At 65.1% G+C, this 14,989-nt stretch carries 14 protein-coding genes; 9 read left to right on the plus strand and 5 right to left on the minus strand.

Translation table 11 applies throughout. The features are described 5' to 3' along the window. Positions 1-96: 96 nt before the first annotated feature. Positions 97-651: a dCTP deaminase gene (dcd, locus tag IP79_RS06655; protein WP_054118494.1), complete on the minus strand. Its 555-nt coding sequence runs from the start codon at positions 649-651 to the stop codon at positions 97-99. A gap of 152 nt (positions 652-803) precedes the next feature. Between dcd and IP79_RS06660 the strand changes: the two genes are divergently transcribed. Then, complete coding sequence (locus IP79_RS06660) at positions 804-1,883, plus strand: fatty acid desaturase (RefSeq protein WP_233994112.1); 1,080 nt, start codon at positions 804-806, stop codon at positions 1,881-1,883. Between the two features lie 22 nt (positions 1,884-1,905). Here the strand turns inward: IP79_RS06660 and IP79_RS06665 are convergent, their stop codons facing one another. Beyond that, positions 1,906-2,631, minus strand: coding sequence for an endonuclease/exonuclease/phosphatase family protein (locus tag IP79_RS06665; RefSeq protein WP_054118495.1), 726 nt, complete (start codon positions 2,629-2,631; stop codon positions 1,906-1,908). Between the two features lie 60 nt (positions 2,632-2,691). After that, a complete protein-coding gene (gene putA / locus IP79_RS06670) occupies positions 2,692-5,865 on the minus strand; it encodes a bifunctional proline dehydrogenase/L-glutamate gamma-semialdehyde dehydrogenase PutA (protein ID WP_054118496.1) in 3,174 nt (1,057 codons plus the stop codon). A 147-nt stretch (positions 5,866-6,012) separates the two neighbouring features. Between putA and IP79_RS06675 the strand changes: the two genes are divergently transcribed. Beyond that, complete coding sequence (locus IP79_RS06675) at positions 6,013-6,300, plus strand: YciI family protein (RefSeq protein ID WP_233994113.1); 288 nt, start codon at positions 6,013-6,015, stop codon at positions 6,298-6,300. A gap of 128 nt (positions 6,301-6,428) precedes the next feature. Here IP79_RS06675 and IP79_RS06680 read toward each other — a convergent pair whose 3' ends face one another. After that, positions 6,429-6,824, minus strand: a complete 396-nt coding sequence (locus IP79_RS06680; RefSeq protein WP_054118497.1) for a VOC family protein — start codon at positions 6,822-6,824, stop codon at positions 6,429-6,431. Between the two features lie 280 nt (positions 6,825-7,104). Continuing rightward, on the minus strand, positions 7,105-7,944 hold the full coding sequence (locus tag IP79_RS06685; RefSeq protein ID WP_054118498.1) for a flagellin: 840 nt from the start codon (positions 7,942-7,944) through the stop codon (positions 7,105-7,107). A 271-nt stretch (positions 7,945-8,215) separates the two neighbouring features. On the opposite strand from IP79_RS06685, the gene IP79_RS06690 reads away from it, so the two are divergent. Genes IP79_RS06690 through IP79_RS06720 form a run of 7 tightly spaced genes read left to right on the plus strand, consistent with a single transcriptional unit; the run spans position 8,216 to position 14,988 of the window. Continuing rightward, positions 8,216-9,514: a sigma-54 interaction domain-containing protein gene (locus IP79_RS06690; protein WP_054118499.1), complete on the plus strand. Its 1,299-nt coding sequence runs from the start codon at positions 8,216-8,218 to the stop codon at positions 9,512-9,514. Next, positions 9,511-9,882 (plus strand): flagellar hook-basal body complex protein FliE, encoded by a 372-nt coding sequence (gene fliE / locus IP79_RS06695; protein ID WP_054118500.1) that lies wholly within the window; start codon positions 9,511-9,513, stop codon positions 9,880-9,882. The genes IP79_RS06690 and fliE overlap by 4 nt, the downstream gene beginning before the upstream one ends. A gap of 3 nt (positions 9,883-9,885) precedes the next feature. Next, the gene (gene fliF / locus IP79_RS06700; protein WP_054118501.1) at positions 9,886-11,547 is read left to right on the plus strand and encodes a flagellar basal-body MS-ring/collar protein FliF; all 1,662 of its coding nucleotides are present in this window, start codon (positions 9,886-9,888) and stop codon (positions 11,545-11,547) included. Beyond that, positions 11,544-12,599 (plus strand): flagellar motor switch protein FliG, encoded by a 1,056-nt coding sequence (gene fliG, locus IP79_RS06705; RefSeq protein ID WP_082337064.1) that lies wholly within the window; start codon positions 11,544-11,546, stop codon positions 12,597-12,599. Before fliF ends, fliG begins: the two co-directional genes overlap by 4 nt. Next, a complete protein-coding gene (locus IP79_RS06710) occupies positions 12,583-13,224 on the plus strand; it encodes a FliH/SctL family protein (protein WP_156318164.1) in 642 nt (213 codons plus the stop codon). Before fliG ends, IP79_RS06710 begins: the two co-directional genes overlap by 17 nt. Beyond that, positions 13,221-14,555, plus strand: coding sequence for a FliI/YscN family ATPase (locus tag IP79_RS06715; protein WP_054118956.1), 1,335 nt, complete (start codon positions 13,221-13,223; stop codon positions 14,553-14,555). Before IP79_RS06710 ends, IP79_RS06715 begins: the two co-directional genes overlap by 4 nt. After that, positions 14,548-14,988 (plus strand): hypothetical protein, encoded by a 441-nt coding sequence (locus IP79_RS06720; protein WP_054118503.1) that lies wholly within the window; start codon positions 14,548-14,550, stop codon positions 14,986-14,988. The genes IP79_RS06715 and IP79_RS06720 overlap by 8 nt, the downstream gene beginning before the upstream one ends. The last annotated feature ends 1 nt before the right edge of the window (position 14,989 follow it).

Below are 14,989 nucleotides of genomic sequence, written 5' to 3' on the forward strand. Positions count from 1 at the left end.
TTTGCCCCGAGCTTGTCGATGGGCCGTCCTGCTTCTTCAGTGTCGTGCTAGAAGAAAGTACGGTGCTTCGACAAGCTCAGCACGAACGGGAAAGGGTCACAACCGCGGCAGGGTTACCCCGCGCTGGCCCATATATTTGCCTGCGCGGTCCTTATAGCTGGTCTCGCAGCGTTCGTTGCCCTTGAGGAACAGGAACTGGCACGCGCCTTCATTGGCGTAGATTTTGGCAGGCAGCGGCGTGGTGTTCGAAAACTCCAGTGTCACGTGCCCTTCCCAGCCCGGCTCCAGCGGGGTGACGTTCACGATGATGCCGCAGCGCGCATAGGTGCTTTTGCCCAGACAGATCACCAGCACATCTTCCGGCACGCGAAAATATTCGACTGTGCGGGCCAGTGCAAAGCTGTTGGGCGGGATGATGCAGCAATCGGTCTCGCGGTCGACAAAGCTGCCCGGATCGAACGCCTTGGGATCGACCACCGATGAATTGACGTTGGTGAAAATCTTGAACTCCGGCGCGACCCTTGCGTCATAGCCGTAAGATGACAGGCCATAGGAAATCACCCCGTCGCGCCGCTGGGCCTCGACAAAGGGTTCGATCATGCCGTGTTCGAGCGCCTGTGCGCGGATCCATTTGTCGGAGAGAATCGCCATGACCAAGTGATTCCCGATGGCGATCACGCCAGCAAGGGGCAGCGCGCGATTATCCGGATGAGTCTTCGCCAGGCAGCCGATCCGGCTTCCGGTTTACGCCGAATTGTCAAACCCGCGTGACAAATTGTCTTGATCCAATTAGCGGACAGGATGTGAACGCTATTCAACACCAAACGACCTTCATCGACAGCCGCGAAAACACAGACACCGCGCCGATCGATCCCCGGAAACTGATGCGAGACCTGCAGGCGTTTCGCGATCCGCAGCCACTCCGCAGCGCGTGGGAACTGGCAGTCACGCTGATCCCGTTTCTCGGCCTGTTCGCCCTGATCGCGATGGCAGTTGATGCTGGCTGGGTCATAGCGCTTGCAGCAACGCCGCTTGCCGGCCTGTTCCTGCTGCGGCTGTTCATCATCCAGCATGATTGCGGCCACGGCGCCTTTCTGAAAAGCCGGGCGAATAATGATTGGCTGGGCCGGGCGATGGGCGTGTTCACGCTGACCCCTTATGATTGCTGGCGCCGTTCGCACGCGCTGCACCATGCCGCCACCGGCAATCTGGATGCACGCGGGATTGGCGATGTCGATACGCTGACAGTGCGCGAATACCGCGGACGCACGGCGCTGCAACGCTTCGGCTACCGCCTGTATCGCCATCCCGTAGTGCTGCTGGGCTTCGGCCCGGCCTATCTGTTTCTTCTGCGCCACCGGCTTCCGATCGGCCTGATGAAGGAAGGGTCGATCTACTGGATCAGCGCGATCGTGACCAATCTGGTGACTGCGCTGGTGCTGGCGATTCCGGTTTACTTCTGGGGCTTTGCCACCACCGCCATGGTGTTCCTGCCCGTGTTGCTCAGCGCTGCATCAATGGGTGTCTGGCTTTTCTATGTGCAGCACCAGTTCCCCGATGCGCATTGGGACAAGGCCGAAGACTGGTCGTTCCATGATGCCGCGCTGCACGGAAGCTCGCACCTTGATCTGCCGCCGGTATTGGGCTGGTTCACCGGCTATATCGGCATCCATCATGTCCACCATCTTGCCAGCAGAATTCCGTTCTATCGCTTGCCGGAGGTGCTGGAAAGCCACCCCCACCTGCGCGATCTCAACCGGTTTACCGCGCTGCAGGCGTGCGGCACATTGCGTCTGGCATTATGGGATGAAGACCGCCGCGTGATGGTGTCGTTCCGCGAAGCATCGCAAAGCCGCAACGCGCTTTCCGCAGCGCTTTCGTAAAGGCGGGAGGCGCTCTGGGCGCTTACCGTACTTCGAACTCCGCCCACACCGGCAGGTGATCGGACGCCGTCGTCGCCAGCGCGCTGCGGTGCACGCCGCATTCTTTCGCCACCAGCCGATCGCAATGCATGATCCGGTCGAGCCTGCCGATCGGCCGCTGGCTGTGGAAGCTGGGGCCGGGATCAAGCACCGAAAAATGCCGCCCGAATTCGCGGAAACACCCGGCATTCGCACGCCATTCGTTGATATCGCCCATCAACACCGTGGGCCGCTCTGCCCGCGCCGCATCGCCCAGCGCGGCAATGGCGCGGGCCTGGCGCACCCGCCACAGGCCCGACAGATCGAGATGCATCCCGAACACGCTGAGGCTCATCCCGCCGATTGCCACCGTCGCTGTCACCACCCCGCGTGGTTCAAGGCAGGGGATGTGGATGATGTCGTGGCTTTCCACCGTGATCCCCTGCCGCACCAGAATCGCATTGCCGTGCCACCCCATTGAATCGGTCTGCACATCAAGCGGCACCGGCACGTAATCGCTGTGGCTCTCGATCAGGAACGGCGGCAGCACGCTGGCGCGGGTGCCGAAGCGCAAGTCCGCTTCCTGCAGGCAGACAACATCGGCATCGACCTCTGCCAGCACCTTGAGGATGCGGGCCGGATCACGTTTGCGATCGGTGCCGATACCCTTGTGGATGTTGTAACTGCCAACCTTGATGGTGGTCGGCGCTGATTTCGGCGTGTCGGACATGGGGTGAAAGATAGGGGGGATCAGCGCCCCCGCCTACCCCTCACCCGGCCCCGCAGAAGTCTATCCCGCCGCCAGCAGGCTGGCGTTGCCGCCTGCCGCCGTGGTGTCGATCGTCATCACCCGCTCGGTCGCGAAGCGCGCAAGGTAATGCGGCCCGCCCGCCTTCGGCCCGGTGCCCGACAGGCCCTCGCCGCCGAACGGCTGGCTTTCCACCACCGCACCGATCTGGTTGCGGTTGACGTAGAAATTGCCGACCCTTGCGCGGGTTTGCACAAACCGCCGCGTTTCCGCGATGCGGCTGTGCAGGCCCAGCGTAAGGCCGAAGCCGGTGGCGTTGATATCGTCCACCACCTTGCCCAGCTCGCCCGCACGGAAGCGCGCAACGTGCAGGATCGGGCCGAAATGTTCGCGCGCAATATCGCGGATCGATCCGATTTCGACGATGGTGGGGGCGACAAAGCAGCCCTGCTCCACCCCCGGCGGCAGCGGCAGGCGGGTAACGTTGCGCTCGCTGGCGATGCAGCGCGCCACGTGGCGTTCCAGCCGCGCCTGCGCATCGGGATCGATCACCGGGCCGATATCGGTCGAAAGACGCACCGGATCGCCGATATTGAGCGCTTCGAACCCGCCCTGGATCATCGCCAGCATGTGATCGGCAATATCATCCTGCAGATAGAGCACGCGCAGGGCCGAACAGCGCTGGCCCGCGCTTTGAAAGGCGCTTCCCATCACATCGCGCACCACCTGTTCGGGCAGCGCCGAACTGTCGACGATCATCGCGTTCTGCCCGCCCGTTTCGGCGATCAGCGTGGCAATCGGCCCGTCGCGATTGGCGAGCGTACGGTTGATCGCCTGCGCAGTTTCGGTCGATCCGGTGAAGGCGACCCCGGCCAGCCGCGGATCGGCAACGATCAACTGGCCTACCTGCCCCGCGCCGGGCAGAATCTGGAACGCTTCGGGCGGAATGCCCGCTTCGTGGCACAGTTTTACCGCCAAGGCGGCAATCAGCGGCGTCTGTTCGGCCGGCTTGGCAATCACGGCATTGCCCGCTGCCAGTGCGGCCGAAGCCATGCCGATGAAAATTGCCAGCGGGAAGTTCCACGGGGAAATCGTGGCAAACACCCCGCGTCCGTGCAGCGAGAGCGAGTTCTCCTCCCCTGTCGGCCCCGGCAGAATCGTGGGCTCGGCAAACTGGCGCCGCGCCTCGGCCGCGTAATAACGCAGGAAATCGACCGCCTCGCGCAGTTCGAGCACGCTATCGAGCAGCGTCTTGCCCGCTTCGCGCTGGCACAGGCTGAGGAATTCGGCCGTATGCGCCTCGAACAGATCGGCGGCTTCTTCCAGTAGCAGCGCCCGTGCTTCCCCGCCCAGCGCGTCCCAGCCGGGCTGGATCGCGGCGGCGCGGGTGAAGGCGGCTTCAACCTCCTCGGCAGTGGCATCATGGCGGGTGCCGACGACGCTTGCCAGATCATGCGGCATGGTGATCGGCGCGATTTCGCCCGCCGCGGCGGCGGGGAAGGTCGGCTTGGCACGCCAGTGGACATTGTCCAGTTTCGCAAGCTGCGCCATCAGCGGTTCGCGCACCAGCGGATCGGAAAGGTCGATCCCGGCGCTGTTCTTGCGCTTCCCGAAAATCGCACCCGGCAGCGGGATCGCCGGATTGCGGCGCGGGCTGAGCGCCGCGAGTTCCGCCACCGGATCGCCCACCAGTTCTTCAGGCGCGGTATCGGCATCGCCCATGCGGTTGACGAAGCTGGTGTTGGCGCCGTTTTCCAGCAGACGGCGCACCAGATAGGCCAGCAATTCCTTGTGGCCGCCCACCGGCGCATAGATCCGCACCGGGGTGGGGTTGTTGCCTTCCATCCGGCGCAGCGCCTCGTAAACTTCCTCGCCCATGCCGTGCAGACGCTGGAATTCGAAGCGTTTTGGTTGGCCTACCGCTTCGCTGCTTGAGGCCGGTTGGCCCCCGCTCATCGCCTTGATCGCGCCGATCGTATAGGCGTTGTGCGTGGCAAAGGCCGGGAAGATCACATCGCTGTGTTCGAACAAGCGGGCCGCGCAGGCGAGGTAACTGACATCGGTTGCCACCTTGCGGGTGAACACCGGATAATCGCTGTATCCGCCCACCTGCGCCAGCTTCACTTCGCTGTCCCAGTAAGCGCCCTTCACCAGCCGCACGAACAATTTGCGCCCATGCCTGCGGGCGAGTTTCCCCGCCCAGTCGCATACCGCCACGCCGCGTTTCTGGTAGGCCTGGATCGCAAGGCCGAAGCCTTCCCAGCGGCTGCCATCGGGACGGCGGAACAGATCGTCATCGGCGACCAGTTCCTCGATGATGTCCATGCTGAGTTCAAGCCGTTCGGCCTCTTCGGCATCGATGGTGAAATGGATATCGGCATCGCGGGCGCGCATCGCCAGCGCACGGATCACCGGCACCATATCGGCCCGCGCCTGATCGGCGTGGAAAAACGTGTATTTGGGGTGGAGCGCCGACAGTTTCACCGAAATGCCGGGCGATCCGATCACCCCCGCCCCCGCTTCGCGCGCCAACCGGGTCAGCGCGGCATCGTAACTCTGGCGGTATTTCTCGGCATCGGCAAAGGTCATCGCCGCTTCGCCCAGCATGTCGAAACTGTGGGTGATGCCCTGCGCACGTTCGGGCGCGGCGCGTTTCAGCGCTTCTTCGATGGTGCGGCCGAACACGAACTGCCCGCCAAGGATCTTCATCGCCTGCGCGGTTGCCGTGCGGATCACCGGTTCGCCCAGCCGGTTCATCGCGCGCTTCAGCACCCCGCCCATGCCGCGTTGCCGGGCATCGGGCGAATCGAGCACTTCGCCGGTCAGCATCAACGAAAACGTCGCGGCGTTGACGAAGGTGGAACTGCTGCTTCCCAGATGATCGCTCCATTCGATAGAACCGATCTTGTCCTTGATCAGCGCATCGGCGGTGGCGGCATCGGGCACGCGCAGCAGGGCTTCGGCCAGGCACATCAGCGCGATGCCTTCTTCGGTATCAAGCCCGTATTGCTGCAGGAAGGCGTCGATCCCGCTGGCCTTGTGGGCGCGGGCGCCGTTGATCAGATCAATCGCAAGGCGGGCGGCCTCCGTGTGGACCCGCGCGGCAGGGGCGGCCTGTTCCAGCCGTTCGATGATGCAGGCTTCCTCCTCCTGCCGGTAGGCACGGCGCAGATCGGCGCGGTCAAGCTGGGGGAAGGTCGCGGCAACGTCAGCCATATGTGGTTTCACCTGAAACGATTCGGGAGGGATACTCGGCCTCTGAACCCCGCAGGGCTTCGCTTCAAGTTCAGTGTTTGCAACAGGCCTGCTTGATCGCTTCGGCACGGGCGGTTAGCCTGCTGCGCAAACCGGGGGATCATTCACATGCGCATGTTCTGCTTCCACTGCCGCGACGGAGAGGATGGCGGACGGCTGCGGGCGATCCACCGCCCGGCGCATCTCGATTTCGTCCACGCCAACGCCGATCATTTCGTGATCGTCGGCCCGTTGAAACGGTCTGACGGGCTGATCATCGGATCGCTGCTGATCGTGAAAGCCGCCGACGAAGCGGCAGCGCGGGCCATACTGGCGGATGATCCCTACCTTACTGGCGGCGTGTGGCAGGCGATCCGGGTGGACGAATTCACCCCCCTGCTGGGCGATTGGGCCTAGCCCGGCGATAGCGGCTTTCGGGCATCGTGGGATGGTGTGTGGGTGGCGGAAGATGGGTGGAGAGCGGAAAGGCCGCTCCCCACCGGTCACTGCCCCGGCGATGCAGGCTGGGGACGAGTTGAAAAAGCCTATCCGGGGATGTGAATTCCGCACAGCTTGTTACCATCAGGGTCGCGCACGTAGGTCAGGTGGATCGTTCCCATCGCAGACTCCCGCGGGCCGGGAGCGTCTTCGATTGACGTTCCGCCGTTGGCGACGGCCACATCATGAAATTGCTGAACCTGTTCGGGCGAATTGCACGAGAAAGCAACCGTAGCCCCGTTCGCCACGGTCGCCGGTTCATCGTTGATCGGCTGAGTGACGATGAAGTTTGTTCCGCCCGGGTTAGGGTAGAATAGGCGCATATGCCCGCTTCCGGCAATATTGTTCATCGGTTCTGGCATTCCCAGAACACCCAGAACCGCGTTGTAGAACTGCCGCGACCGCTCGATGTCGTTGGAGCCTACCATTGTGTGGAACAGCAATCACTTTCTCCCGATCATTTCGCGGACGCTTGTGGAGGCAGTGGGAGATCAGGGCAAGCGGCGAGTTGCGAACTATGCCGTTGAACATCTAAGGCCGAATGGACGGAAAGTTCCGATTGCAGCGGTTCCCGGCCCCACGAATACGTGGCCGCTTTTGTCCGGGCAGGCGGGAAAACTGCCTTTCTCCGAAACCTCACAACAAAAAGCCCGGAACCTTGCGGCTCCGGGCTTGCTTGCCTGCCTGCCCCCAGGGGAGAGGGGCGGGCGCGGGGTTGAGGGATTAACGCAGCAGCGACAGCACGTTCTGCTGCGACTGGTTGGCCTGCGCCAGCATCGCGGTGGATGCCTGACCAAGGATCTGGGCCTTGGCGAGCGCGGTGGTTTCCTGCGAATAATCGGTGTCTTCGATCCGCGAACGGGCGTCCGACAGGTTGGTGATGTTGTTGTTGAGGTTGTTGATCGCCGATTCCAGCTGGTTCTGCGAAGCACCCAGATTGGCCCGGGTGGTCGAGATCACCTTGATGGCATCATCGAACAGCGCCAATTCGCTGCCGTCGCCAGCCAGACCCGTCACGTCTACCGCTGCTGCGGCAGCCAGATCGGCATCCGAAGTGAGGTCCGTCGACAGATCGAGCGTGACATCATCGGCCGCATTCGCGCCAGCCTGCACCCTTACCGAGCCATCGCCCGCTGCACCGGCCGTGCCGTCGAACAGTTTCTGGCCGTTGAACTCGGTGTTGGTCAGAACCGCAGTGATCTGCGTGTTCAGAGTGGTCATTTCCGCACCGATGGCGGCAAGGTCGTCGGAAGAATAGGTGCCGTTCGATGCCTGAACGGTCAATTCGCGCTGGCGCTGCAGCATGTTGGTGACTTCGTTCAGCGCGCCTTCTGCCGTTTGCGCCATGGAAATGCCGTCGTTGGCGTTGCGAACGCCCTGGCTCATACCGCGCACCTGCGAGGTCATCGAGGTGGCGATGGCCAGACCGGCGGCATCGTCCTTGGCCGAGTTGATCCGCTTGCCGGTCGAAAGACGCTCCATCGCGGTACCAAGCATGTTGTTGGCCTGAACGCCGGCGTTGGTGGCGCGCAGCGCCGAGATATTGGTGTTGATCACGCTCATTATCGAAACTCCTGAATGGTCAGGCAGGACGAACTGGCCCGTCGCTGCTGGCCAATAGAGCGGCTGCCGTGCGGGATGTTTAAGCGAGAAAAATAATCCTTCTGAATCATGTGTTTGTTTTGGGCTGCCTAAAGGCGCGCTGTCTTGCCGCGCCGCTGGATAGGGGTTTGCCCTGATCCCGGCATAGGGGAAGCTACGGGGGCTTAAATTTGCCACATGTGCAACGTGCAGGCGGCATTGGATTGCCGGTAACACAAAGTCAGGGGCAATCATGACACTCACAGCGACCACCACCGCTGCCACTTGCGATAGCGGCCACGAAGCGCTGATCGGGATGACCGTTCCGCTGATGGGCGGAACCTGGCAGCGCGATCGCATTGTGCTGGGCGAGGCGATCCGGCCCGCGCTGGCAGCGGGGCTGGCGCGCAATGGCATGGTCGCAATCGATCTGGCGCATGATACCGCCCCGTCGCTGGCGCTGGCGGCGGCGCAGCGGGTTGCCTTGCGGTATGATCCGGCCGCCCCCGGCGATGCGCGCCCGGCATTGATTGCCGCTTCGGCGCAGGGCGGCTGGCCGATTGCAGGCGATCCGCAGACCCTTGCACTGCTGACTCTGGCCGAACGTATTGCGGCGAGCGAGATTCCCGTCCTGCTCGAAGGGCCGACCGGCACCGGCAAGGAAGTGATGGCGCAGTTCGTCCACCGGCTTTCCCCTCGTGCCGATGGCCCGTTTGTGGCAGTCAATTGCGCCGCCATGCCCGAAGCGATGCTGGAAGCGCTGCTGTTTGGCCACAAGAAGGGCGCCTTTACCGGGGCTGCCGAAGCAGGCGAAGGCCTGTTCCGCGCTGCCGACAAGGGCACGCTGCTGCTCGACGAGATCGGCGAACTGCCGCTGGCGTTGCAGGCCAAGCTGCTGCGCGCATTGCAGGAAGGCGAGATCCTGCCGCTGGGCGCGACAAAGCCGGTCACGGTCGATGTGCGGGTGGTCGCAGCCACCAACCGGCATCTTGCTGCAGAGGTTGAAGCCGGGCGCTTCCGCGAGGATCTGCTTTACCGCCTCAATGTATTCCCCATGACGCTGCCCGCACTGCGGGACCGGCCCGGCGATATCGCCCCGCTCGCCTTCGGGATGCTGCTGCGCCACGCGGCCGCAGCAGGCTGCCCCGGATGGATTGCGCGCGAGGCATTGAGCTTGCTGGAAGCGCATCCGTGGCCCGGCAATGTACGCGAGCTGGAAAATGTCATCCGCCGCGCAATCCTGCTGGCCGACGGGGCGAGCGTGATTGCGCCCGAACACATCGTCTTCGACACAGCGGTGCGCCCCGCAACCGATAATGGTGCGGCAATTCCCGCCGCCGCCGCTTACGCCTCCTTGCAGGCCGCCAAAACCCGTTCGCTGTCGGACGTGGCTTTTGCCTCTGAAGCGCGGGCGATCCTTGAAACTCTCGCCAACAACAGCGGCAACCGCGCCGCAACCGCACGCAGCCTCGGCATTTCGGAACGCACCTTGCGGTACCGCCTCGCCTCGATGCGCGGGGCCGGAATGCTTGCCGCAGCAGGTGCGGCATGAACGGCCTGCGTCCGATGACAGGGGTGCAGGACGTGATGGCGCTGCGTTCGGCAGTGCTCGAACGCAGCAATGCCCTGCGCGAAGTGCGCGCCGCAAGCGAAGCTGGTCAGGGTTTTGCGCCCGCCCAGGCCCCTGTTCAGGCACCCGGTGCAGGTTTTGCCGATACGCTCAATTCCGCGCTGCGGCAGGTCAATGCGGTGCAGCAGCATTCGGGCGACATGCAGGTTGCCTATGAACGCGGGCAGGTGACCGATATCGCGCAGGTGATGCTGGCGCGGCAGGAAGCGGGCGTGGCTTTCGAGGCGACCTTGCAGGTCCGCAACAAGCTGCTGAACGCCTATCAAGATATCATGCGGATGGGGGGCTGATAGATGGCTGACGTTTCCCTTCCGGTGCCCGCGACCGGCGCGGCCATGCCTGTTCCTGCGCCCACCAGCTGGCGCACCATGTTGCCACCTGCGGCAGCGGATTTCATCGCCCAGCCCGCCCTGTCACGCGCCTTGCCCGCGCTGGCGGGTGTCGGCGCGCTGGCAGCAGCCGGCGCTTTGTGGATGAGCATGGCGGGCGGGCCTGACCGGCTGCTCTATTCCAGCCTCACCGATGCCGAACGCGCCAAGGTGGTTGCCACGCTGGAGGCTGGCGGGATTGGCTATGCCATCGACAATGGCACCGGCGCGATTTCCGTGGCGGAGGACGATATCTACCGCGCGAAGATGCTGGTTGCCAGCGATGCCGGGATCGCCGCACCCGAAGACGCGTCTGCCATGCTCGATGCGATGCCGCTGGGCACGTCGCGCACGCTGGAAGGCGAACGCCTGCGGCTGGCACGCGAGCGCGAACTGACCCTGACCATCCGCGAAATCGACGGGATCGAATCCGTCCGCGTCCATCTCGCCACGCCCGAACGATCGGTGTTCGTGCGCGAAAACAACGCGCCTTCGGCTTCGGTGATGGTGCGGCTGGTCAGCGGGCGCAGCCTTTCGCAATCCCAGGTCGATGCAATCGTCAACCTTGTCGCCGGATCGGTGCCGGGCCTAAGCGCCGATGCGGTGCGGGTGGTTGACCAGAACGGCCGCCTGCTATCCGACCCGCGTCAAGATCGCGCCGATGGCCTGCTGCTGCAACGCGAACATGAAGCCAAGCTGCGCGAACAGGTGGACAGCCTGCTTTTGCCCTTGCTGGGCGAAGGCAATTTTTCAGCGCAGGTGCAGGTCGAACTCGATCAGACCGAGGTGACATCCGCGCGCGAGACCTATGAAAAGGAAGGCGTTGTCCGCAATGAAAGCGAACGCAACGCCAGCCGCACCGGCGCAGCGCCTGCGGGCGGGGTGCCGGGGGTAACCGCCAACACCCCGCCGCCGCAGGCCGAGCTGGTCGATGGCCCGCCGCAGCCTGCTGCTGCTGCAGCAGGGACCGGGCCGACCGACACCGAAACCGCGACCCAGCGCAGCTATGAACTCGGGCGCGAAGTTGCTGTCACCACGGCGCGGCCCGGCGGGCTGAAGAAGCTTTCGGTGGCGGTCGCGATCAGCGATGCCGCGCTCAAGAAAGCCGCCCCGATGACAGCGGCGCAATTGGAAGCGCTCGTCAGCGCTGCCGTGGGCGCCAATGTGCAGCGCGGTGACCAGATCGAGGTGGTGGCGAGCAAGTTCGAACCCGCCGATCTCGCGCCGCCCGCCTTTTACGAACAACCGTGGTTTGCGATGCTCGTGCGTTATGGCGCGATGCTGCTGGCGGTGCTGCTGGTGCTGCTGCTGGCGGTGCGCCCGCTGATCGCCAAACTGAAGGGCAAGAGTGATCCTGCACCGCTCGCGGCAGATGCGGTGCCGGAAAACGCAGAGGCGGATGGCGGCGAACAAGCCGGCATGGCAATCGGCCGCGACGGCAATGGCGCATCGCTTGGTGATCTGCCGCAACAGGTCGATCTTGCCCGGCGTCTGGCGACCAGCCAGCCCGAACGCGCCGTGGAAGCCTTGCAGCGAATGCTGCTGGAAGGCCCGGACAATCATGTGTCGGGGGCGCGCGCATCATGAGCCTCGCCGCCGATCTGACCGAAGCCGAAGATGCAGGCGCAGGCGGCGCTGCCGCCGACTCGCTGCTGAGCCGGGTTGACCGGGCGGCAGTGTTCCTGATGCTGCTGGGCGATGACGAGGCGACCAGCCTGCTTTCCCGCCTTGGGCCGGACGAGCTGGAAAAGCTGGGCGCAGCGATGATGGCGCTGGGCGAGATCGATCAGCCGCGCATGGCCGAAGCGCTGGCCGATTTCACCGGCGAGGCCGCACGCGAAATCCTGCCGCAGCGCGGGCGCACCGACCGGGTGCGAAGCCTGCTCGACAAGGCGCTTGGCCCGGCGCGGGCGGAAAGCATGATGGCGCGGATCGAACCCGATGCCGCGCCGCGCAGCCTGGAAATGGCGCGCTGGCTGGCGCCGACAGTGCTGGTGAAGCTGATCCTTGACGAACACCCGCAGGTGATCGCCGCGCTGCTGCTGCTGATCGAACCCGAACCGGCAGCGGAAATCCTCGCCATGCTGCCACTGGATCTGCAATCGCAGGTGGTTGAACGGGTGGCGCGCGCCGGGGCGATATCAGCCCAGGCGATTGCCACCATCGATACTCTGCTGACCCAGCGGATCAGTGCCACCTTCGGCACCGCCGCGCTGACGCTGGGCGGCCCGCGTGAAGCAGCCAACCTGATCAATCTGGCGGCAGGCGAATTGCGCCACACCGTCTTGCCCACCATCGCCAGCCGCGATGCCCCCTTGGCGGAGCGGATCGAGGAGGAATTGTTCACCTTCGAAATGCTGTTCGCGCTCGATCCCATGTCGATGGGCCGCCTGCTGCGCGATGTCGACAACGAGAAGCTGGTCGACGCGCTCAAGGGTCTTCCCGAAGCCGACCGTGCCCCCTTCTTCGCCGCCATGTCGAGCCGTGCGGCCGACGGCGTGCGCGACGAGATCGAACTGCGCGGCCGCCTGGCCAAGAGCGAAGTGGCAGCGGCGCAGAAGACCATCGTCGAAATTGCCCGCGGCCTTGCGGATTCAGGCGAAATCGTGATCGGAAGCGGTAGTGGCGAATTCGTCTGAGTGGCTGGGCGTGATGGACGCCCCGCCCCCTTCCGCCCCCCGTCCGCAACCCGGCTGGCTGGCGTTGCTGGAAGGGCCGACCGCCTTCAGCGAGACGATGCCCTTCGGCATGGCCGAGGCGAAGCCCGCGTCCATCGCGCAACCGGAGCCCGATTTGCCCGATCCGGCAGAAGACGCCCTCGCCCGCGCCTATGCCGAAGGGCTGGCGGCAGGGCGCGCCATGGCCGAGGCCGAGGCAGATGCTGCCGCCACCCGCCAGCGTGCGCTGCGGCTCGCCCTGCGGTCGCTTGATGAAACGGCGCAAGGTGTGCTGGCCGATGATCTGGCCGCTACCGTGATCGCGCTGTGCGATGCGGCGCTGGCCGGATGCGCGCTGGATCGCGATACCTTGCTGGCGCGCTGCCATGCGGCGGCGCAGCGGATCGGCGGAGCTGCGGAAAGCCTGACGCTGCATTGCCACCCTGAAGACCTTGCACTGCTGGATGCAGCGGCGCTGGGCGGCTGGAAGGTGGCTGCGGATGCGGCGCTGGAGCGCGGGACGGTGCTGATCGAAGGGCCGGATGGCGCGGTCAGCGATGGCCCGGCCGAATGGCGCCGTGCGATTGCAGCGGCGGTGCGCGGATGATCGGGGAATTGCAGCTCGATCTGGCGCGGATGCGTGCGGCCACGGTCGAATCCGGCCCGGTTCTGACCGGGCGCGTGGTCGCCTGCGATGGCGGGTTGATCGAGGTTGCCGGCCTGCCGCTGCCGGTGGGATCACTGGGCGCAATCGAAAATGATGCGGGCGAGGAATGCCTTGCCGAGGTGATCGGCTTTCGCGCCGGACATTCGCTGATGATGCTGCTGGGCGATGCGATGCTGCTGCGTCCGCAGGCGCGGGTGCGCGCCCTTGGCAATCCGGGCGAGGTGCGGGTCGGGCCGGGCCTGCTGGGCCGCGCGGTCGATGCGCTGGGCGATCCGATTGATGGCGGGCCAAGGCTCGATCTGAAACAGGCATGGCCGCTCGCCGGACAGCGCGAAGCGGCGCTGGAGCGGGCGAGCGTGCACGTGCCCTTCGATTGCGGGGTGCGGGCGATCAATGCGCTGGCCACCATGGGCGTCGGCCAAAGGCTCGGCATCATGGCCGGATCGGGCGTCGGCAAATCGGTGCTGGTCGATACCATCGCGGGCCACGCGGTGGCTGATGTGACCGTGGTGGCGCTGATTGGCGAGCGCGCCCGCGAAGTTTCGGATTTCGTTTCCCGCCACATGGCGGGGCATCGGCGGGGCGGCATCGTGGTGGTCGCCGTCCCCGCCGATCACGCACCCAACCTGCGGCTGCGCGCGGCGCAATATGCCAGCGCTATTGCGGAATATTTTCGCAGTCAGGGCAAGCGGGTGCTGCTGATCCTCGACAGCCTGACCCGCGTTGCCCACGCCGCACGCGAATTGGCGCTGGTGCTGGGGGAACCGGGCGCAGCGCGGGGCTATCCGCCATCCGCGCTGGCAGCCGTTACCCGTCTGGTCGAGCGTGCAGGCAATTCGGCGCGCACCGGCGGGGCGGTGACGGGAATCTACACCGTGCTGGCAGACGGCGATGATGGCAATGATCCGGTGGTCGATACCGCCCGCGCCATTCTGGACGGGCACATCGTGCTCAGCCGTGCGCTGGCGCAGCGCGGGCATTACCCGGCGATTGACGTGCCCGCATCGCTGAGCCGGGTGATGGATGATCTGGTGCCGCGCGATATTGCCGCCGCATCGCGCCGCCTGCGCGCCCTGATCGCCGCGCGCGAGGATAACCGCGATCTGGTGCTGATGGGTGCTTACCGTGCCGGCAGCGATCCGCTGCTGGATGAAGCGCTAGCGCTGTCAGGCGTGATCGATGCCTTTCTGACACAGGGGCGCGGCGCGGCTGAAGCGCTGTCCGCCAGCCATGCAGCGCTGCTGCAACTGATGGACCCACAGCATGGTTGAGGCCCGCCGCCTCGCCCTGATCCAGCGCCAGAGCATGATCGCAGACGCGGCGCGCAAGCAGGCCTTGCGCGGGCTGTCCGAAGCGATCGAGGCCGAAGCGCGCAGCCAGGCTCTGGCCGCCCGCAGCCGCGCACTGGTCGGCTCCAGCGCGCCTGCGCCGGGCGATACCACCGGCGCGGCGCTGATGGGCCGCGCTGCCTTCACCGCCAGTCTGGCGCAGTTGGCCACCACTGCCAGCGATGCCGCCAGGGACGCTGCACGCCAAAGCGAGTGGCAGGCCGAAACCCTCGCCCGGATCGAAAGCCGCGCCAAACGTCTCGCCGAACGGCAGGACGAAGCCCGCGCCGCGCTGGATGCAGCCAAGGCGCGGCGCGAGGCTGCACATGAGGCCAGCACAATGGCACGCAAGTTGCAAAGCAAACGCGAGACCTGAC

It is taken from the genome of Porphyrobacter sp. AAP60 (genome assembly GCF_001296025.1).
Taxonomy (GTDB): domain Bacteria; phylum Pseudomonadota; class Alphaproteobacteria; order Sphingomonadales; family Sphingomonadaceae; genus Erythrobacter.